Consider the following 18996-nt stretch of genomic DNA (forward strand, 5'->3'; position numbering starts at 1 on the left):
CCACCGGTCAGCCGCTGGCTCTTTCCCGCCCTCGTCTACGCAGCGCTCTCGACGGCGGTCGTCAGCTCGTTGGGGATGCTGCTCGTCCCGGTCGTCGCCGTGCGGATGGGCGTGCAGACGAGCAGCGCCCAGTGGGTGATCACCCTCAACCTCCTCGTGGGGGCCGTCGTCGCACCCACCGTGGGTCGGCTCAGCGACGGACCACACCGGAAGCGGTTGCTCGTGGTGTGCTTGGCGCTGACCGCAGCTGGCTCGGTGGTGGCCGCTCTCGCAGGATCCCTCTCCGTGCTGCTCGTCGGCCGGGCGCTGCAGGGGTTCGCCTACGGTCTGGTGCCCGGGGCGATCGCCGTGGCCCGTCAGCACCTGCCGCGCGAGCGGACCGCGAAGGCCATCGCGACCCTCTCCATCACCGTGGCGATGGGCCTGGGGTTCGGGTACCCGCTCACCGGGCTGACGGTGGGGACCCTCGGGCTCGGTGGTGCCTTCTGGGTCGCGCTGGGCCTCGTCCTCGTCGGGCTCGTCGTCGTGCTCCGGCTGGTGCCGCCGGACCAGGCGGGGGAGCGCCGACCTTTCGACCTCCCGGGCGCTCTCTGGCTGAGCGGGGTGCTGGTCGCCCTGGTCCTCGCGATCACCCAGGCGCCACGGTGGGGTTGGGCATCACCCGGTACCGGCGTCCTCACCGGCGTGGCAGCGGTGTGCGCCTGGTCGTGGGTGCGTGGCGCCCGGCGGACGACGACTGCCTTCGTCGACCTCGCCAGCCTGCGCGTGAGGGACGTGGCCGCCACCCACCTGGGCGCGCTCGCGCTCGCGTCCACCGTCTACGCGGCGATGTCCACCTCGAGCCTCGTGGTCCAGGCCCCGACGAGCACCGGGTACGGGTTGGAGGTCTCCGTGCTCGTCGCCGGGCTCGTCATCCTCCCGCTGTCGGTGGGGAGCATCGCTGCGAATCAGGTCCTGCGGCTCGCGCTGCCCCGCTGCCGGGCGACGACGCTCCTTGCCGCCGGGGCTGCGGTGCTGCTCGTCGGCAACGCCTCGCTCCTCGTGGTCCGGTCGTCCTTGGGCCCGCTCGTGGCGGGCATGGCCGTCGTGGGTCTCGGGATGGGGCTCGTCTTTGGCTCGGCGCCGGTCGTCGTCGCCCGTGGCGTCCCGCGGGGTGAGGTCGGGAGCGCCGTCAGCCTCAACCAGGTGCTGCGGACGGTGGGAGGGCTGCTCGGCAGCGCCGCGACCGGGAGCGTCTTCGCGGCGACGAGCACGGACCTCGGCTTCCCCTCGGCGGGTGGCGTCCGGCTTGCCCACATGGGAGCGGTGCTCGTGGCCGGCGTGTGCGCGCTCGGCCTCGCAGCGGTGTGGTTCGTCCACCCAGCGGGCGGTCATGGCGCCGAGCCCAGCTCGTAAGTATGATCATGATTAGAAGGGAAGGTGGTGGCATGACTCGACGACGAGCGTCGCGTCTGACGATGGACGGCGCGGAGCTGGACCACTTCCTGGCCCAGGCCCGCACGTGCCGGGTCGCGACGGCCGGCCCGGAGGGTCCGCACGTCAGCCCGCTCTGGTTCCTGTGGCTGCAGGGCGAGCTGTGGCTCAACTCGGTCGTGGCCACGCGCCGCGCCCAGCACCTGGCCGCCGACCCGCGGGTCGCGGTCGTCGTGGACGACGGGGAGACCTACGACCGGCTGCGGGGCGTCGAGCTGCGGGGGCGAGCACAGTGGGTGGGTGAGGTCCCGCGGCGTGGAGCGCCCGACGAACGGCTCGAGGCCGTGGAGCAGGGCTTCCACGCGAAGTACCGCGACCCCGCGCTACCCATCCCGCACGACGGCCGGCACGCCTGGCTCCGGCTCCGTCCCCTGCATATCAGCAGCTGGGACTTCAGGAAGATCTCGACGAGGACGGAAGGTTGACGTGATGGAAGAGAACCTCTGGGAGGAGTCGGAGGAGATCATCTCCCTCCGCGAGCTGGTGCGTGAGTGGGGTCGGCGGACCGTCCGTCCCCAGATCGCCTACCTCGAGGACAAGGGGGAGTTCCCGCGGGAGCTCTACCGGCAGATGGGGGAGCTCGGGTTCTTCGCGGCCGCGTTCCCCGAAGAGCTCGGGGGGTTGGGGGGCGGCTACCGCGCCCTCGTCGCCGTCGCCGAGGAGCTGGCGCGCGTCTACCCGCCGTTGTCGGCGTCGATGAACCTGCAGGCGGCCACCGTGCCGCTGACGATCGCCAACTGGGGAAGCCCCGAGATCGTCGAGGAGTACGTCGCCGGCCTCATCTCGGGCGAGGTGCTCGGATGCAACGCGATGACCGAGCCCGACGGCGGGTCAGACTTCCTCGGGGCCATGCGCACCCGCGCGGTGCGTGACGGCGACGACTTCGTCATCAACGGCAGCAAGCTCTGGATCACCAACGCCAACGTCGCCGACGTCGCGATCGTCTACGCGAAGACCGACCCCGAGGCCGGGCACCGGGGCGTGACCGCCTTCGTCGTCCCGACGGACACGCCGGGGTTCGCCGTCTCCCGGGTCCCCTGCCGGGTTCTGGGCAAGCTCATGCCGACCAACAGCATCACCTTCGACGACGTCCGAGTCCCCTCCCGGTATGTCCTCGGCGAGGAGGGCCAGGGCTTCACCGTCGCCATGAACGCCATGGACTACGGCCGCCTGACCGTGGCCGCCCGTCAGGTCGGCCTGACCCGCGCGTGCCTGGACGCCTCCGTCGAGTTCGCGAACCAGCGTGAGGCCTTCGGCGAGCGTATCTCCAGCTTCCAGATGATCAAGAAGCTCGTCGCCGAGATGGCCGCCGACCTGGCGGCTTCCAGCGCCCTGCTGTGGGCGGCCGCGGTCCGGCACGACCAGGGCCTGCCCTCGACGCGCGAGGCCACGATCGCGAAGTACTTCACGGCCGAGGTGGCCAACCGCGCGGCGCAGTCGACGGCGGAGATCTTCGGGGGCCTCGCCTTCAGCGACGAGCTCCCGGTCAGCATCTATCTCAACTACGCCAAGCTCTGGCAGACCGGGGAGGGCTCGGCCAACATCCAGCGGATCCTGATCGCCGACGATGCCCTGGGCCTGAAGGACATGGACCGGCACGCCGGGTCGACGCGGCGGGCACGGGAGCGCCAGTCCGTGTGAGGGGTGGCCCCGGGCGGCATTCATGATTACTATGTGCATAGTTAGGCAACGACGCCAGGAAGGGACACCATGCGGATCGTGACCGGAGCGGAGGAGGCCGTGCGCTTGCTCCTCGAGCCACGGTCGGTGGCCATCGTCGGAGCCTCGTCGCGCCCGGATGCCCTCAGCTGGTGGCCACTACACCTATTGCAGCACAACGAGTTCCGCGGCCACCTGTACCCGGTGAACCCCAAGTACGACTCGCTCGGCGGCATCCCCTGCTACCCGTCCGTCACAGCGATCGGGGAACCGGTGGACGTGGCGGTCATCGTGCTCAACGTCGAGGGGACTCTCGCCGCCGTGCGGGAGTGCGCCGAAGCCGGGGTACAGGCGGTCATCCTGCCCACGCAGGGTTTCGGGGAGATGGGCGAGGACGGGCGGGCCAAGGAGCGCGAGCTCAAGGCGATCGCCGACGCGGCCGGGATGCGGATCGTCGGGACGAACACCGACGGCGTCGCAAACTTCGCGCTCGGTGCCACCATGTCGATCCAGCCGCTCCTCGAGGAGCGCATCCCCGTGGGACCCATCGGCGTCGTGTCGCAAAGTGGGGCCACCGCCGCCTCGCTGCTCGTCCGGCTCCGAGACGCCGGCCTCGGAGCCAAGCTCCACGTGAGCGCCGGCAACGAGACCGACCTCGGTTTCGTCGACTACCTCTCGGTCCTCGTGCAGGACCCGGAGATCGAGATCGTGCTCGGCTACCTCGAGGCCGTGCGCCGGCCCGAGGAGTTCGTCGAGGTGCTGAAGATGGCCGCCGATATCGGCAAGCCGGTCGCCCTCATCAAGGTCGGCAGCTCCGAGCAGGGTGCACGGCGCGCCGGGGCGCACACGGGGGCGCTCGCGGGCGAGGACTCCGTCTACCAGGCCCTGTTCGACCGATGGGGCGTCATCCGGGTCGAGGAGCTCGGTGACCTGGTCGCCGTCGCGAAGCTCCACCTCGGCAGGGGGGATCTCGGTCCCGGTGGCGTGGGCATCCTGTCGGGCTCAGGCGGGCAGTGCGGCATCGCCGCGGACATCGCCCGTTCGCTGGACGTCGACGTGCCACAGCTCCGGCCGGAGATCGAGGCACGGATCGACGCGATGCTGACCTTCGGCGCCGGGTTCAACCCGTGCGACCTCACCGGCGAGATCGCGCGCACCCCGACGCTCGCCGCGTCGGTGTACGAGGAGTTCGATCGCGACCCCGGCATCGCCGCCGCGGTGTTCATCCGCAAGAAGATGCTCGCGGACGTCAGCGACCGCTCGGTGCGCCCCCTCGTGGAAGCGGCCCGGGCGCCGGGACGGACCCCGTTGGTCGTCTACGCGATGGACGGCTTCGTCGCAGAGGCCGAGATGGCGCTCTACCGCGAGGCGGGCATCCCGGTGTTCGGTTCCCTGCGTGACCTCTTCACCTCCTTCCGCGCCCTGACCGGCCGCGCCCGGGCCCTGGCGGCCGTGAGCGCACCAGTCACCTCCGCCCGGGGTGAGCTGCCGGTCACCGTTCCGGCGGGCGCAGCGCTGCCCGAGGCCGACGCCCGCGAGCTCCTGCTTGCCTACGACCTGCCGGTCCCGGGTCAGGAGTTGGTGCGATCCGTCGACGACGCCGTGACGGCCGCAGAGCGGCTCGGCTTCCCCGTCGTCGTGAAGATCAGCGACCCCCGGGTCCAGCACAAGACCGAGATCGGCGGTGTGGCCGTGGGCCTGGCCGGACCGGTCGACGTCAAGGAGGCGGGGACGCGCATCCTGTCCTCCGGGCGCGAGGCGCTCGGTGACGAGCCGGCCGGACTGTTGGTCCAGGAACAGGTCGAGGGCGGGGTCGAGCTCATCGCCGGGCTCACCGTCGACCGCGACTTCGGCCCGTTCGTCATGGTCGGGATGGGGGGCGTCAACGCCGAGCTCCTCCGCGACGTCGCCCTGCGCCCGGCACCGGTCACGGCCACCGAGGCGCGCGAGATGATCCGCTCGCTGAACGGCGCGCCGCTGCTGTCCGGGTTCCGCGGAGCTCCGCCGTGCGACGTCGACGCGCTCGCGGACGCGGTCGCCAACCTGTCGCGCCTTGGTGCCGACGGTGCGACGGACCTCTCCGAGGTCGACCTCAACCCGATCGTCGCCCTGCCGGAGGGGCAAGGCGTGCGGATCCTCGACTGTCTCGTCCTGGGAGCGTGAGCGGCATGGGTGTACGGACCGAACGACGGGGTCAGACGCTGGTCATCTGGCTCGACCGGCCGGAGAAGCGCAACGCGATGAGCCGCGAGATGGCCGAGGGTCTCGAGCGCGCCATCGAGGAGATGGAGTCCGACGACGGCATCCGCGCCGGGGTGCTGACGGGCGCCGGGCCGGTCTTCTGTGCCGGCACCGACCTCAAGGACCCGCGCGACAAGCGCACCGAGCGCGGGGGGGAGTACGGCCTGCTCCGCCGTGACCGGGGCACCCCGCTCATCGCGGCGGTCAACGGGCCCGCCCTCGGCGGCGGCTTCGAGATTGTCCTCGCCTGTGACCTCATCGTCATGAGCGAGGCGGCCACCTTCGGGCTCCCCGAGACCCGCCGCGGACTGGCCGCGACCGGCGGCGGGCTGTTCCGTGCGCCGACGTCGCTGCCGTACCACGTGGCGCTCGAGATGATGCTTACCGGACGGGCGGTCACCGCCGCCCGGGCCTACGCGCTGGGGCTCGCCGCCGAGGTCGTCCCGGCCGACGAGGTTCTCCCGGCCGCGATGCGGCTGGCCGACGAGATCGCCCTCGGTGGACCGAGCGGGACCGCAGAGACGCTGCGCGCCGTCAGGGGCTTCGTCGGGCGCGACGACCACCTCGGCTGGTGGATGACCGCCCGCGCCAAGGACGCCGTCGTCGCCCACCCCGACGCCGCCGAGGGGCGGGCAGCGTTCGCCGAGCGGCGCACGCCCCAGTGGGTCTACACGTCCGCCCTCGTCCCGAGCCCGGGCGGTGACCCCTCGTGAGGGGGCGCTACTACGAGGAGTTCGTGGTCGGCGAGGTCATCAGGCACGAGCTCAGCCGCACCGTGACCGAGATGGACAACGTCCTCTTCAGCTCGATCACGATGAACACGCAGCCCCTGCACCTCGACGAGGTCTGGGCCAGCGGCACCGAGCACGGGACGCGGGTCGTCAACGGCGTCTACGTCATCGGCCTGGTGGTCGGTATCTCCGTGCCGGAGACGGTCCTCAACACCTCGCTGGGAGTCCTCGGATTCGACGGCGTGACCTTCTCGAGGATCGTCCGGCACGGGGACACCATCCACGTCGAGACCGAGATCACGAGCGCCCGCGAGTCCGCCTCCAGACCCCACGCGGGGCTGGTGGGCTTCGAGCACCGGGCCTTTAACCAGGACGACGAGCTCGTCATGACCATCCGTCGCGTCGGCCTGATGCTCAAGGCACCCGCCGCCGCATGAACCCACTCACCCCGACTCGAGGAGCATCCCGATGAAGAGCGTCACACTGGGCGCCGGCATGGCGTTCTGGGGCGACAGCATCCGCCCGGCGATCGACATGGTCGAGCGCGCCGACATCCAGTACCTCTGCTGCGACCACCTCGCCGAGCTGACGATGGCGATCCTCAGCAAGCGGATGGAGCGCGACCCCGAGGCCGGCTTCACCCCCGACGTGGTCGACCTGGTGCGCGCGGTCGGCGTCACGGCCCACCGCCGGGGCATCCGCATCGTCAGCAACGCGGGTGGCGCCAACCCGCACGCCGCGGCCCGCGCAGTCGCGGCCGTCTACGCCGAGCTGGGCCTGGACGACGTCAGGATCGCTGTCGTGACCGGTGACGACGTCCGTGGGTCGATCGACGACCTCATGGCGCAGGGGGTCACCTTCGAGAACATCGACACCCGTCAACCGCTGAGCACCGTGCGGCCGCTGCTCACGCAGGCCAACGTCTACACCGGGTCCGAGGGCATCGTGGAGGCGCTGCAGATGGGGGCCGACGTCGTGATCTGCGGCCGGGTCACCGACATCGCCCTCTACCTCGGCCCGATGATCCACGAGCTGGGCTGGGCCCGCGACGACTGGGACCGGCTGGCGGCGGGCACCGCGGCCGCCCACGTCGTGGAGTGCGGTGCGCAGTCGACGGGTGGTCTGTTCAGCAAGGGGTGGCAGTCGGTGCCGGGCATGGTCGACATGGGCTACCCGACGGCCGAGGTGTTCGAGGACGGCTCCGCGGTCGTCTCGAAGACTCCCGGGAGCGGTGGGGAGGTGACGGTGGCCTCGGTCAGCGAGCAGATGGTCTACGAGGTCCTCGACACCGCCGCCTATCTGACCGCGGACGTCACGGCAGACTTCACCGGGATCACGCTGGAGCAGGTGGGACCCGACCGGGTCAGGGTCGACGGCGTCGTGGGGCGGGAGGCGCCCCGCACCCTCAAGGTGAACATGGGCTACCGCGCCGGCTTCGTCGGCTCCGCGCAGTTCACCTACACGTGGCCGGACGCGAAGGCGAAGGCCGACCGCGCGGTCGAGCTGCTCGAGGAGCGGCTCGAGCGAGCAGGGTTCCAGCACTCGGGGACACGCGTTGAGTACATCGGTGCGAACTCCATCTGGAGCCCCCTCGTCCCGCCGCCCGAGGACCCGGAAGCGCTCGAGGTGACGGTGCGGTACGCCGCCCGCTGCCCCAGCCGCGAGGAGGCCCGCAAGGTCTTCAGCGAGCTGGTCCCGATCTGCAACAACGGACCTGCGGGGATGGGCGGCCTCGGCACCCGTCTGCCGATCACCGAGCAGTTCGGGATCTGGCCCGCGCTCATCCCCCGGGAGATGGTCCAGCAGCAGGTCGAGATGCTCGAGACCGTGGAGGTGGCGCGATGACGGTGCGTGTGTGGGACCTCGCCCACGGCCGGTCGGGGGACAAGGGGGATGTCTGCAACGTCGGGCTCGTCGCGCGTGACGCCGACGCCTTCGCCCTCCTGCGCCGGGTCCTCACACCGGAGACCGTCAAGGCCCGCTTCGGGCCTCTCGTCACGGGCGAGGTGACCCGGCACGAGATGGCCAACATCCACGCCCTGAACTTCGTCCTGCACGGTGGTCTCGACGGCGGCGGGACGATGTCCCTGCGCACCGACGCCCTCGGCAAGGTGATGTACGCCTGGCTGCTGCGCATGGAGATCGACCTCTCGGGACCCGAGCCGCGGGCTGTCGTCGAGGACGTCGCCTCCCGATCCGGGAGGGGCTGACGTGGGTCCCTTCGAGGCCATCGCCGTGGCGGTCGAGGACGGGGTCGGAACGATCACGCTGGACCAGCCCGATCGACGGAACCCGTTGGACCGCACCATGTCCGGCGAGCTGGTGGAGGCGTTCAGCGGCCTCTTCGCCGACGACGCGGTCCGTGTGGTCGTCCTGCGGGCCAACGGGCCTGCCTTCTGCGCCGGCGGTGACCTGCGCCAGATGGGCCGGTTCTCGCAGATGCCGACGGCGGAGGCCTTCGACTGGCCCGGCCGGATCGTCGAGCTCAACCGGCTCATGCTCGCCGCGACCAAGCCGGTGCTGGCTGCGGTCGACGGCCCGGCCTTCGCCGGGGGCATGGGACTGGCCGGGATGTGCGACGTGCTGCTCGCCACGCCGCAGGCGCGCTTCGCCATGCCGGAGGTCAAGGTCGGGATCTTCCCGATGATCATCGTGGCGCAGCTGTCGCGAAGCATCCCGCGCAAGCACCTGCTCGAGATGATGTTCACGGGCGACGCGATCGACGCCGCCGAGGCCTACCGGCTCGGCTTCGTCAACCGGGTCTATCCGGACGCCGCGGCCCTCGACGAGGGCGTGAAGGCCTACGCCGAGCGCTTCAAGCGGGCGAGCCCCTCCGCGGTGCGCCTGGGGCGGCGCGCGTTCAACCTCCTGTCCGAGATGACCGCCGACCAGGCGCTCGACGCCGCTCAGTTCTTCGTCATGCCCTTCCACCTCGGTGACGACATCGTCGAGGGCGCCGACGCCTTCCTCGAGCGCCGGCCGCCGCGCTGGGCGGACCCCACGTCCGGAGATGCCCATGCCTGAGGCATACGTCGTCGCCGCCGCGAGGACCCCCGTGGGGCGGCGCAAGGGCGGCCTCTCGGGCATCCACCCCGTGGACCTGGGGGCCGGCATCCTCCAGGCGGTCGTCGAGCGCGCCGGCGTCCCGCCGGAGTCGGTCGACGACGTCGTGATGGGCGTCGTCGACCAGGTCGGCGCGCAGTCGACCAACGTCGCGCGCACGATCACCCTGGCGGCAGGCCTTCCGGAGTCCGTTCCCGCCGTGACGATCGACCGACAGTGCGGGAGCTCGCAGCAGGCGGTCCACTTCGCGGCCCAGGCCATCATGAGCGGGCAGATGGACGTCGTCGTCGCCGGTGGGGTCGAGGTCATGAGCCTCATCCCCATCGCGGCCAGCGCGTTCGTGGGGCGGGACGCCGGGATGGGGATGCCGCGGGAGGCGCCCTCGTGGCACGCCCGGTACGGCGACCAGGAGATCAGCCAGTTCCGCGGCGCCGGACTGATCGCCGAGGACTGGGACGTCTCGCGAGAGGACATGGAGCAGTGGGCTCTGAGCAGCCACCAGCGCGCGGTTGCGGCTCAAGATGCCGGCCTGTTCGTCGACGAGGTCGTGCCCGTCGGCGACGTCGTGCACGACGAGGGCCCCCGGCGCAGCACCTCGCTCGAGTCGATGGCCGGTCTCGAGCCGCTCGTCCCGGGGGGACGCCTCACCGCGGCGGTCTCGTCGCAGATCTCGGACGGCGCGGCCGCCCTCGTTCTCGCCTCCGCCGACGCCGTGCGCGAGCACGGCCTGACGCCGCTGGCCCGGGTGCACGCGATGTCCGTCGTCGGCGCCGACCCCGTCCGCATGCTGACCGGCCCCATCCCGGCGACCCAGAAGGTCCTGGCGCGCGCCGGGCTCGGCGTCCGGGACATCGACGCCTTCGAGGTCAACGAGGCCTTCGCCTCGGTGGTCCTCGCCTGGCTCTCCGAGACCGGGGCCGACCCCGAGCGCACAAACCCGCTCGGGGGTGCGATAGCCCTGGGTCACCCGCTGGGGGCCACCGGCGCCCGGCTGATGACCACGATGATCCACCACCTGCGCAGGACCGGCGGACGCTACGGCCTGCAGACGATGTGCGAGGGCGGCGGCCTCGCGAACGCGACCATCATCGAAGCACTCGAGGGAGAGTGACAATGCAGTACGGCATCCAGCTGACGTCGATGCACGACGCGTCGACTCCGGCGCGGCAGCAGCGCGAGGAGCACGAGGAGCTCGTCCGGACCTGCGACGCACTCGGTTTCGACCTCATGGGCGCAGGGCAGCACTTCCTGGGCAGCGAGCTGCGGTACTACCAGCCGGTCCCTTGGCTCGCCCACATGGCGACCGTGTCGACCCGCATGCGTGTTGCCACGGGCATCGTCCTGCTCTCCATGGTCAACCCCGTCGACATGGCCGAACAAATGGCGACGCTGGACGCACTGACCGACGGCCGCGCAGTGTTCGGGGTCGGGCTGGGCTACAGCCGTCACGAGTTCGACGCCTTCGGCGTCAGGCCGGGGGAGCGGGTGCGTCGGTTCGAGGAGGGGCTGCGCATCGTCCGGGCCATGTGGTCGGGAGATCAGGTGGACGTCGACGGCGAGTGGACCAGCGTCCACGGTGCACTCCCGTCGGTCCGGCCGGTGCAGGACGGAGGCATCCCGATCTGGGTCGGAGGCCAGGCGGCGGCGGCCGTACGTCGCGCCGCCCTTCTCGGGGATGCCTGGTATACACCGCCGTTCCCCACGCACGACCAGCTGGCGTCGCTCCGTCGTCTCTTCCTCGAGACGCGGCACGAGGCGGGACTGCCGACCGACGGCGAGTTCCCCGTCCGCCGAGAGCTCATGATGGCGTCGAGCCGCGAGGAGGCCGTGGCTCACGCTACCGAGCGGTACCGCGCGCGGTACGAGACCTACCGGCGCTGGGGCCTCTCGGGCGAGAACACGCCCATCACCTCCGGTGAGGAGCTGCGCAGCGAAATCGAGGAGCACTTCATCCTCGGCACACCCGACGACTGCGCCGCCGAGATCACCCGGCTCGAGCAGGAGCTCGGGATGACGCACTTCATGTACAAGCCCCACTGGGTGGGCCAGTCCCACGCCGACGCCATGCGCCAGCTGGAGCTGTTCGGCACCGAGGTCATGCCTCGGGTGGCCGCCGAGAGGAGCCTGGCATGACGGAGACCACCCGGGTCGACGTGCTCGGGATCGGCGCCGGCGTCGCCGGGATCGCCCTGGCCGTCAACCTGCGCAAGCAGGGGGTAAATAACTTCGTCGTACTCGAGCAGTCCGCCGGCATCGGCGGCACGTGGTGGGACAACCGCTACCCCGGAGCCGAGGTCGACGTCACCTCGGAGCTCTACTCGTTCTCCTTCACTCGTCACGTCTTCACCCGGACCCACGCCCGTCAGCCGGAGGTCCGCGACTACCTGCACCAGGTCGTGCGCGACTTCGGGGTCGAGGACCGGTTCGTGCTGCGGACGAAGGTCACCGACCTGACGTGGGAGCCGGATGAGGAGCGGTGGACGATCGCGGCCGACGACGGCCGCCGCTGGAGCGCGCGTCACGTGGTCGCGAGCGTCGGGCAGCTGAACAACCCCCGCTACCCGTCGTGGCCGGGCATGGATGACTTCGCCGGGGAGATGTTCCACACCTCCCGCTGGCGTGACGACGTGGAGCTGCGAGGCAAGCGCGTGGCCGTCGTCGGCACGGGGTCGACCAGTGCGCAAGTGACGCCACCGCTCGCGGAGCTGGCCGAGCACCTGTACGTCTTCCAGCGACAACCCGGCTGGGTCATCGAGAAGGGCGACCGGGACTTCACGGCCCGGCACCTGGCGCGGTGGAGACGGTTCCCGGTGCTCATGAGGATCGCGCGCCTGCGCGCGTTCCTCGGCCTGGAGAAGATGAAGGACGTCGCCGTCCAAGGCTCCGAGCTCAACGCACGCTTCCAGCGCCAGGCAGAGGAGTACCTGCACCGGGCGGTCCCGGACCCCCAGCTGCGAGAGCTCCTCCGACCGGACCACCCGTACTTCGGCAAGCGCCCCGTCATCACCTCCGACTACTACCCGGCTCTGATGCGCGACGACGTCACGTTGGTCCCGCACGAGGTGGTTGCCATGACGACAGACGGCGTCGTGGACGACCGCGGCACCGAGACCCCCGTCGACGTCGTCGTCCTCGCCACGGGGTTCCTGCCCTCCCGGTTCCTCGCGACCCTCGAGGTGCGTGGAGAGGGCGGGGTGCCGCTCTCCGAGCACTGGGGTCCTGACCCGAAGACCTTCTTGGGCCTGATGACGGTCGGCTTCCCGAACTTCTACGTCACGTACGGCCCGAAGACGAACGGGGGCACCGTCATCTTCACCCTGGAGAGACAGGCCGAGTGGATCGCCCGCGCAGTGCGCCAGGCCCTCCGCGCGGACGCGACCGTGCGGGTGCGCCCGGAGGTGGTCGAGAAGTACGACGCCATGGTCGACGAGGCGCTCACGCGGACCGTCTGGAGCTCGACGCGCAACTACTACACCTCCAGCACCGGCAAGGTCGTCACGCAGTGGCCGCTGACGCAGCGCGCCTACGCGTCCCTCCTGCGCCGGCTCCCCGTGCGCAAGGTGGCCACGTTGACGCCGACACGGACGCCGTCCGCGAGCCGGTCTCTCTCTCAGACCAAGAAGGTGAGCCCGTGACCACGGACGCCTCGATCCCGTTCGACGTCGACCGGTTGCTCGTCGGCGGCCGATGGGAAGACCCCTCCTCCACCGAGCGCGTCGAGCTGACCTCTCCGTACGACGAGTCCGTCATCGGCTCGGTGCCGGTCGTCACCCGACACGAGGTGGACCTCGCCTTCGAACGGGCCGGCGCCGCGCTGGAATCGGGCTCGTGGTCGCAGATGGAGCCAGCCGAACGCGGTCGACTGCTGGCGCGGTTCGCCGACGAGATGGCTGCGCGCGGGGAGGCGATCCGGCGAGTGTCGTCGGTGGAGACGGGCGTCGGGATCTCCTCGGTCGGTGGCCTGGCGCGGGTGACGGACATCGTCCTGCGTCAGTACGCCGACCTGGCGGCGACCTACCCGTTCACCGAGGTGCGTCACTGGCTGGGCAAGGAGATGACCGTGGAGAGGGTGCCGGTCGGGATCGCTCTGGGCATCCCACCGTGGAACGCCCCGGTGCCGAGCATGTCGTTCATGGTCGGGCCCGCTCTTGCGGCGGGGTGCCCGCTCGTTCTCAAGCCGGCGATCGAGGCGCCACTTGCGACCCATCTCATGGCCGAGGCGGCCGTCGCGGCGGGCTTGCCGGAGGGTGTCCTCAGCATCCTCCCGGCGGGTGCGGAGATCGGTGAGTACATGATCAACCACGATGCGGTCGACAAGATCGCCTTCACCGGCAGCACCGCTGTGGGCCGACACATCATGGAGGTCGCGTCCCGGCGGATGGTCCGCACCACCCTGGAGCTCGGGGGCAAGGGTGCCGCCATCCTCTGCGACGACGTCGACATCGACGCGGTGGCTCCGCGGGTCGTCGCGGCCGGGCTGGCGAACTCCGGTCAGGTGTGCGCCGCGCAGACCCGGATCATCGTCCCTGCCCACCGTCGGGAAGAGTTCGTGGAGGCCTTGGTCGCGGCGGCGCGAGCCATGCCCGTCGGCGATCCTGCCGACGAGCGCACGGCCATCGGCCCGCTCGTCATGCGGCGGCAGCGCGAGCGGGTGGAGGAGTACATCCGCGTGGGTCGTGAGGAGGGTGCCACGCTCGCCCTGGGAGGCGGGCGACCACCTGGCCACACGTCGGGATGGTTCGTGGAGCCAACGGTGTTCGTCGACGTCGACAACTCGATGCGCATCGCGCGAGAGGAGATCTTCGGGCCCGTGCTTGTCGTCATCGCCGCTGCGGACGACGACGAGGCGGTGCGGATCGCCAACGACTCCGACTTCGGGCTCGTGGGCTCGGTGTTCTCGTCCGACGAGTCCCGGGCTCGCGGTCTCGCGCGGCGGATGCGGTTCGGACAGGTCCACGTCAACGGCTTCGGGACCAGCCCCGGCCAGCCCTTCGGTGGCTTCCGTCAGTCCGGCATCGGACGCAAGGGCAACGTCGAAGGGCTCGACGCCTACCTCGAGACGCGACTCATCGAGACGCACGCGTAAGGTCGGCGCGTCGTCCCTGCCGGGATAGGTGGTTCTTCGCCAACCGCGACGACGCCCCCGCCGGATGGTCCGGCGGGGGCGTCGTGACGTGCGACGGCTCAGATGTCGAAGTACATCTCGAACTCGTGCGGGTGAGGGCGGAAGCGGATCGGGTCCACCTCGTTCTTGCGCTTCCACTCGATCCACGTGGCGATGAGGTCCTCGGTGAAGACGTCGCCCTCGAGGAGGAACTCGTGGTCGGCCTCGAGCGCGTCGAGGACGGCCGGCAGCGAGCCGGGGACCTGCGCGATGGCCTCGTGCTCCTCGGGCGGCAGCTCGTAGAGGTCCTTGTCCACGGGCTCCGGCGGCTCGATGCGGTTGCGGATGCCGTCGAGACCGGCCATCAGCTGCGCCGCGAAGCACAGGTACGGGTTGGACGACGGGTCCGGGATGCGGAACTCGATGCGCTTGGCCTTCGGGCTGTCGCCGGCGATCGGGATGCGGACGCAGGCGGAGCGGTTGCGGGCCGAGTACACGAGGTTGACCGGGGCCTCGTAGCCGGGCACCAGGCGGTGGTAGCTGTTGACCGTCGGGTTGGTGAAGGCGAGCAGCGCCGGGGCGTGCTTGAGCAGACCGCCGATGTACCAGCGCGCGAGGTCGGAGAGACCGCCGTAGCCGCGCTCGTCGTAGAACAGCGGCTCGCCGTCCTTCCAGAGCGACTGGTGGGTGTGCATGCCCGAGCCGTTGTCGCCGAAGATCGGCTTCGGCATGAAGGTGGCGGTCTTGCCGCCCTCCCACACGGTGTTCTTGACGACGTACTTGAACTTCATCATGTCGTCGCCGGACTGGAGCAGGGTGTTGAACCGGTAGTTGATCTCCTGCTGGCCCGCGGTGCCCACCTCGTGGTGGCTGCGCTCGACCTCGATGCCCACCTTGGCCAGGTTGAGGCAGATCTTGTCGCGGGTGTCGGCGAAGTGGTCGACCGGCGGGACGGGGAAGTAGCCGCCCTTGTAGCGGGTCTTGTACCCGCGGTTGCCGCCGTCCTCGACGCGGCCGGTGTTCCACGCGGCCTCGACGGAGTCGATGTAGTAGTAGCTGGCGTTCGCCTTGGTCTCGAAGCGCACGTCGTCGAAGACGTAGAACTCGGCCTCGGCGCCGAAGTAGGCGGTGTCGGCGATGCCCGTCGACTTGAGGTACGCCTCGGCCTTCGCGGCGATGTTGCGCGGGTCGCGGCTGTAGGGCTCACCGGTGAAGGGGTCGACGATCGAGAAGTTCATGATGAGCGTCTTCTCGGCGCGGAACGGGTCGACGTAGGCCGTCGTCGGGTCCGGGATGAGCTTCATGTCGGACTCGTGGATGGCCTGGAAGCCGCGGATCGAGGATCCGTCGAACATCTGGCCGTTGGTGAAGAAGTCCTCGTCGACCGAGGCGGCGGGCACGTTGAAGTGCTGCATGACGCCGGGAAGGTCGCAGAACCGGATGTCGACGAACTTGATGTCCTCGTCCTTGATGAAGGAGAGGACCTCGTCAGCGGAGCTGAACACTGTGTTGAACCTCCTGGTTCGGTGCAGGGGCTATGGGAGCCAGCCCTGATGGCGTTGCCGACGACGCTAGGGCGGGGCGGTTTCCCGACCGTGACCCGGATGTTTCGCCGACGTAACGCCAGCCACCGTATCAAGGCGTGGGACGACGCGCCCGAAGCGTGGAACGCGTCGCCGCGTACGCTGGTGGCGTGCCGCCGACCTCCACCCCGCCGAGCCCCACCGCGACCCCGGCGGACGCCACGCTGCTGCGCCGCTTCGTCGGCTTCCTCGTCGACTGGACGCTCAGCGCCCTCGTGACCTTCCTCGTCCTGCCCTTCGACCTCGCGCAGCCGGGGGAGACCCCGCCGATGGTCCTCGGCCTGCCGACGAGCAGCTGGGCCGTCGCCGGCGTCTACGTCGTGCTGAGCACCGTGCTCGTCTCGGTCACCGGCTCGAGCGTCGGCCACCGGCTCGTGGGTCTGCAGGTGTGGCAGGTGCGCCGGCGGGTCTTCCCGCTCCAGGTGCTCCTGCGCTCGGTGCTCGCCGCGCTCGTCCTCCCGGCGCTGTTCACCGCCGGCGGCCGCGGCCTGCACGACCTCGCTGCGGGCACCCGCATCGTCCGGCCGGGGGTGCCGGCCACGCCGCCCGCCGCCTGAGCGGCGCGGGCGCGCGAGCCGTCAGCGGCCCCGCATCGCCTTGCGGTCCATGCGCGCCTTCGTCGGGTCGATGCCCTTGGGCACCGGGGGCTTGAGGCCGCCGAGGGACTTCAGGCGCTTGTTGACGACCGACACCTCGGCCTTGGTGAGCACCGGACGCATCCGGGTCAGCTTGCCGGAGATCTTCTTGACGGGGACCTGGTCCTCGCCGTCGCCGACGGTCCACAGGTGGACGGGCACGCCGGGAGCGACCCGGGCGACCTTCTTCTCCTCCTGCTTGAGCAGCTTGGCGACGCGGCCGGCAGGGCCCTCGCCGATGAGGACGACACCCGGGCGGCCGAGGGCGCGGAAGACCATCGCGGCGCCGGCCATGTCCTGGGCCCGCGTCCCGCGCGCGCCCTCCATCGCCACCGGCTCCTGCGCGGCGTACCAGCCACGCCGGCCCATGCCGGTCAGGGCGGCGCCGGCGGCACCGACCTGCCCGTCGAGCGCCTTGTACATCGCCGTGTTGCCGCGGCGGTTCATGACGATGACGGCGGCGAGGAACGCCGAGGGGATGGCGATGATGGCCGCGTAGATCAGCCAGCCGCCGCCGAAGATCGCGCCGATGCCGACGATGACCGCCGCCGTGAGCAGCGCGGCCCCGAGCATCCACCACCCGAGCTTCGGGTCGAGCGACTTGATCGCCTGGTAGGCCTGCCGGATCTCGGCGATGCGGCCCTGCTTCTTCTCGGGTGCGTCGGACACGGGGGAGGTGCTCCTGGTCGAGGACGGTGCGGTCGCCCGCGAGTGCGGGGACGCGGGCCTCAGGATACGGGCCGGGCCGCCTTGGCGACCAACGACGCCGCCTCCTGGCGAGCGGGGTCGTTCGCGGCCTGCGCGAGGTGCGCGAGGTGCTCGGGGATCGGACGGCCCCAGCGGCGCATCGCCGTGGCCCAGAGGCGGCCGGCGCGGTAGGACGAGCGGACGAGCGGCCCGGCCATGACGCCCTTGAACCCGACCTCGTCGGCGACCTCGGACCAGTGGACGAACTCCTCGGGCTTGACCCACCGGTCGATCGGGTGGTGCAGCGGCGAGGGGCGCAGGTACTGCGTGATCGTCAGGATGTCGCAGCCCGCGTCGTGGAGGTCGCGGATGGCTTCCTCGATCTCGTGGTCCTCCTCGCCCATCCCGAGGATGAGGTTGGACTTGGTGACCAGGCCGGCCTCGCGGGCCATCGAGAGGACCTTGAGGGACTTCTCGTAGGTGAACGCGGGCCGGATGCGGCGGAAGATGCGCGGCACCGTCTCGAGGTTGTGCGCGAAGACCTCCGGCCGCGCGTCGAAGACCTGCCCCACGAGCTCGGGCTTGGCGCCGAAGTCGGGCGGGAGGATCTCGACGCCGGTGTTGGGGTTGAGCGCGTGGATCTGCCGGATGGTGTCGGCGTAGAGGCCGGCCGCGCCGTCGGCGAGGTCGTCGCGCGCGACACCGGTGACGGTGGCGTAGCGCAGGCCCATCGTCGCGACCGACTCCGCGACCCGGCGCGGCTCGTCGAGGTCGAGCGGCTGCGGGCGCCCGGTGGCGATGTCGCAGAAGTCGCAGCGGCGCGTGCAGGTGTCACCGCCGATGAGGAAGGTCGCCTCGCGGTCCTCCCAGCACTCGAAGATGTTGGGACACCCGGCCTCCTGGCACACGGTGTGCAGGCCCTGGCCCTTCACCATCGAGTGGATCTGGGTGTACTCCGGCCCCATCCGGGCCGTGGTACGGATCCACTCGGGCTTGCGCTCGATCGGGGTCTCGGCGTTGCGCGCCTCGACCCGCAGCAGGCGGCGTCCCTCGGGTGCGACAGTCACGCGTTCCAGCCTACGCTCCGGTCCCGACAGCCCGGGACGGCGGTGCGGGGAGGGTGCTCAGGCGCGGCCGAGGACGTCGGCGAGGTGCTTCTCCGCGTAGGGCAGGACGTCCTGGACGGTGACCGTGCGCCCGGCTTCGCGGGAGATCGACGAGACGCCCGCGTCGGCGATGCCGCACGGGATGATGGCGTCGGCCCAGCCGAGGTCGGCGTCGCAGTTGAGCGCGAAGCCGTGCATCGTCACCCGACGGCTGACCCGGACGCCGATGGCCCCGAGCTTGCGGTCCGGGCCGCGCTCGTCGGCGAGCACCCACACGCCGCTGCGGCCCTCGACCCGGACGACCTCGACGCCGAGGTCGGCGCAGGTCCGGATCATCACCTCCTCGAGGCGACGCACGTGCGCGACGACGTCGATCGGCACCTCGGGCAGCCGGACGACCGGGTAGCCGACGAGCTGCCCGGGGCCGTGCCAGGTGATCTTGCCGCCACGGTCGACGTCGATGACGGGCGTGCCGTCGACCGGGCGCTCGTGCGGCTCGGTGCGCTTGCCGGCCGTGTAGACCGCGGCGTGCTCGAGCAGCAGGGTCGTGTCCTCGAGGGTGCCGTCGACGACCTGCGCGTGCACCTCGCGCTGGGTGGCCCACCCGGCCTCGTAGTCGACGAGGTCGGGGGCGAAGCCGAGGTGCACGAAGCGCATGGCGCCCACGGTACGCCGGGGCCGGGGCGGACCCGGCGGACGGCCCGCCCGGACCTC

The 18996-nt window shown here is 71.0% G+C and carries 18 protein-coding genes; 14 read left to right on the top strand and 4 right to left on the bottom strand.

Going from position 1 to position 18996, the window contains the following annotated elements; all coding sequences use genetic code 11:
* Nucleotides 1–99 precede the first annotated feature (99 nt).
* The 13 genes from J3473_RS00970 (at nucleotide 100) to J3473_RS01030 (ending at nucleotide 14253) form a co-directional block, all read left to right on the top strand.
* Nucleotides 100–1395 (top strand): MFS transporter, encoded by a 1296-nt coding sequence (locus tag J3473_RS00970; RefSeq protein WP_242525665.1) that lies wholly within the window; start codon nucleotides 100–102, stop codon nucleotides 1393–1395.
* A gap of 32 nt (nucleotides 1396–1427) precedes the next feature.
* Nucleotides 1428–1898, top strand: a complete 471-nt coding sequence (locus J3473_RS00975) for a pyridoxamine 5'-phosphate oxidase family protein (protein WP_242525605.1) — start codon at nucleotides 1428–1430, stop codon at nucleotides 1896–1898.
* Nucleotides 1899–1902: 4 nt separating this feature from the next.
* Entirely contained in the window at nucleotides 1903–3114 is a 1212-nt protein-coding gene (locus J3473_RS00980) for an acyl-CoA dehydrogenase family protein (RefSeq protein WP_207021547.1), read from the top strand.
* A gap of 78 nt (nucleotides 3115–3192) precedes the next feature.
* On the top strand, nucleotides 3193–5295 hold the full coding sequence (locus tag J3473_RS00985) for an acetate--CoA ligase family protein (protein ID WP_207021548.1): 2103 nt from the start codon (nucleotides 3193–3195) through the stop codon (nucleotides 5293–5295).
* A 5-nt stretch (nucleotides 5296–5300) separates the two neighbouring features.
* Nucleotides 5301–6086 (top strand): enoyl-CoA hydratase-related protein, encoded by a 786-nt coding sequence (locus J3473_RS00990; RefSeq protein ID WP_207021549.1) that lies wholly within the window; start codon nucleotides 5301–5303, stop codon nucleotides 6084–6086.
* The gene (locus J3473_RS00995; protein ID WP_207021550.1) at nucleotides 6083–6541 is read left to right on the top strand and encodes a MaoC family dehydratase; all 459 of its coding nucleotides are present in this window, start codon (nucleotides 6083–6085) and stop codon (nucleotides 6539–6541) included. Before J3473_RS00990 ends, J3473_RS00995 begins: the two co-directional genes overlap by 4 nt.
* A 31-nt stretch (nucleotides 6542–6572) precedes the next feature.
* Nucleotides 6573–7949: an acyclic terpene utilization AtuA family protein gene (locus tag J3473_RS01000; protein ID WP_207021551.1), complete on the top strand. Its 1377-nt coding sequence runs from the start codon at nucleotides 6573–6575 to the stop codon at nucleotides 7947–7949.
* On the top strand, nucleotides 7946–8314 hold the full coding sequence (locus tag J3473_RS01005) for a hypothetical protein (protein WP_207021552.1): 369 nt from the start codon (nucleotides 7946–7948) through the stop codon (nucleotides 8312–8314). The genes J3473_RS01000 and J3473_RS01005 overlap by 4 nt, the downstream gene beginning before the upstream one ends.
* A gap of 1 nt (nucleotide 8315) precedes the next feature.
* The gene (locus J3473_RS01010; RefSeq protein ID WP_207021553.1) at nucleotides 8316–9128 is read left to right on the top strand and encodes an enoyl-CoA hydratase/isomerase family protein; all 813 of its coding nucleotides are present in this window, start codon (nucleotides 8316–8318) and stop codon (nucleotides 9126–9128) included.
* Nucleotides 9121–10278 carry an acetyl-CoA C-acetyltransferase gene (locus J3473_RS01015; RefSeq protein ID WP_207021554.1) on the top strand — a complete coding sequence of 386 codons (1158 nt, stop codon included), beginning with the start codon at nucleotides 9121–9123 and terminating at the stop codon, nucleotides 10276–10278. Before J3473_RS01010 ends, J3473_RS01015 begins: the two co-directional genes overlap by 8 nt.
* A gap of 2 nt (nucleotides 10279–10280) precedes the next feature.
* Nucleotides 10281–11300, top strand: a complete 1020-nt coding sequence (locus J3473_RS01020) for an LLM class flavin-dependent oxidoreductase (RefSeq protein ID WP_207021555.1) — start codon at nucleotides 10281–10283, stop codon at nucleotides 11298–11300.
* Nucleotides 11297–12802 (top strand): NAD(P)/FAD-dependent oxidoreductase, encoded by a 1506-nt coding sequence (locus J3473_RS01025; RefSeq protein ID WP_207021556.1) that lies wholly within the window; start codon nucleotides 11297–11299, stop codon nucleotides 12800–12802. Before J3473_RS01020 ends, J3473_RS01025 begins: the two co-directional genes overlap by 4 nt.
* Nucleotides 12799–14253 carry an aldehyde dehydrogenase gene (locus tag J3473_RS01030; protein ID WP_207021557.1) on the top strand — a complete coding sequence of 485 codons (1455 nt, stop codon included), beginning with the start codon at nucleotides 12799–12801 and terminating at the stop codon, nucleotides 14251–14253. The genes J3473_RS01025 and J3473_RS01030 overlap by 4 nt, the downstream gene beginning before the upstream one ends.
* 98 nt (nucleotides 14254–14351) lie before the next feature.
* Here the strand turns inward: J3473_RS01030 and glnA are convergent, their stop codons facing one another.
* Nucleotides 14352–15776: a type I glutamate--ammonia ligase gene (glnA, locus tag J3473_RS01035; RefSeq protein WP_207021558.1), complete on the bottom strand. Its 1425-nt coding sequence runs from the start codon at nucleotides 15774–15776 to the stop codon at nucleotides 14352–14354.
* Nucleotides 15777–15964: 188 nt separating this feature from the next.
* Here glnA and J3473_RS01040 point away from each other — a divergent pair, with 188 nt between their 5' ends.
* Nucleotides 15965–16411, top strand: a complete 447-nt coding sequence (locus tag J3473_RS01040; protein ID WP_207021559.1) for an RDD family protein — start codon at nucleotides 15965–15967, stop codon at nucleotides 16409–16411.
* Between the two features lie 21 nt (nucleotides 16412–16432).
* Here the strand turns inward: J3473_RS01040 and J3473_RS01045 are convergent, their stop codons facing one another.
* Genes J3473_RS01045 through lipB form a run of 3 tightly spaced genes read right to left on the bottom strand, consistent with a single transcriptional unit; the run spans nucleotide 16433 to nucleotide 18939 of the window.
* Nucleotides 16433–17158, bottom strand: coding sequence for a DUF4191 domain-containing protein (locus J3473_RS01045; RefSeq protein ID WP_030528198.1), 726 nt, complete (start codon nucleotides 17156–17158; stop codon nucleotides 16433–16435).
* 59 nt (nucleotides 17159–17217) lie between these two features.
* Nucleotides 17218–18243, bottom strand: a complete 1026-nt coding sequence (lipA, locus tag J3473_RS01050; RefSeq protein WP_030528199.1) for a lipoyl synthase — start codon at nucleotides 18241–18243, stop codon at nucleotides 17218–17220.
* Between the two features lie 57 nt (nucleotides 18244–18300).
* Complete coding sequence (gene lipB, locus J3473_RS01055; RefSeq protein ID WP_207021560.1) at nucleotides 18301–18939, bottom strand: lipoyl(octanoyl) transferase LipB; 639 nt, start codon at nucleotides 18937–18939, stop codon at nucleotides 18301–18303.
* Nucleotides 18940–18996: the final 57 nt, after the last annotated feature.

Origin of the sequence: Phycicoccus sp. DTK01, assembly GCF_017312765.1 — a bacterium.
Classification (GTDB): Bacteria; Actinomycetota; Actinomycetes; order Actinomycetales; family Dermatophilaceae; genus Phycicoccus; species Phycicoccus jejuensis.

Bases quoted from the DNA above. Each gene is read 5' to 3' on its own strand.
- J3473_RS00975 (WP_242525605.1), top strand. From the start codon at position 1,428: ATGACTCGACGACGAGCGTCGCGTCTGACGATGGACGGCGCGGAGCTG.
- J3473_RS00980 (WP_207021547.1), top strand. From the start codon at position 1,903: ATGGAAGAGAACCTCTGGGAGGAGTCGGAGGAGATCATCTCCCTCCGC.
- J3473_RS00990 (WP_207021549.1), top strand. From the start codon at position 5,301: ATGGGTGTACGGACCGAACGACGGGGTCAGACGCTGGTCATCTGGCTC.
- J3473_RS01000 (WP_207021551.1), top strand. From the start codon at position 6,573: ATGAAGAGCGTCACACTGGGCGCCGGCATGGCGTTCTGGGGCGACAGC.
- J3473_RS01005 (WP_207021552.1), top strand. From the start codon at position 7,946: ATGACGGTGCGTGTGTGGGACCTCGCCCACGGCCGGTCGGGGGACAAG.
- J3473_RS01015 (WP_207021554.1), top strand. From the start codon at position 9,121: ATGCCTGAGGCATACGTCGTCGCCGCCGCGAGGACCCCCGTGGGGCGG.
- J3473_RS01020 (WP_207021555.1), top strand. From the start codon at position 10,281: ATGCAGTACGGCATCCAGCTGACGTCGATGCACGACGCGTCGACTCCG.
- J3473_RS01025 (WP_207021556.1), top strand. From the start codon at position 11,297: ATGACGGAGACCACCCGGGTCGACGTGCTCGGGATCGGCGCCGGCGTC.
- lipB (WP_207021560.1), bottom strand. From the start codon at position 18,939: ATGCGCTTCGTGCACCTCGGCTTCGCCCCCGACCTCGTCGACTACGAG.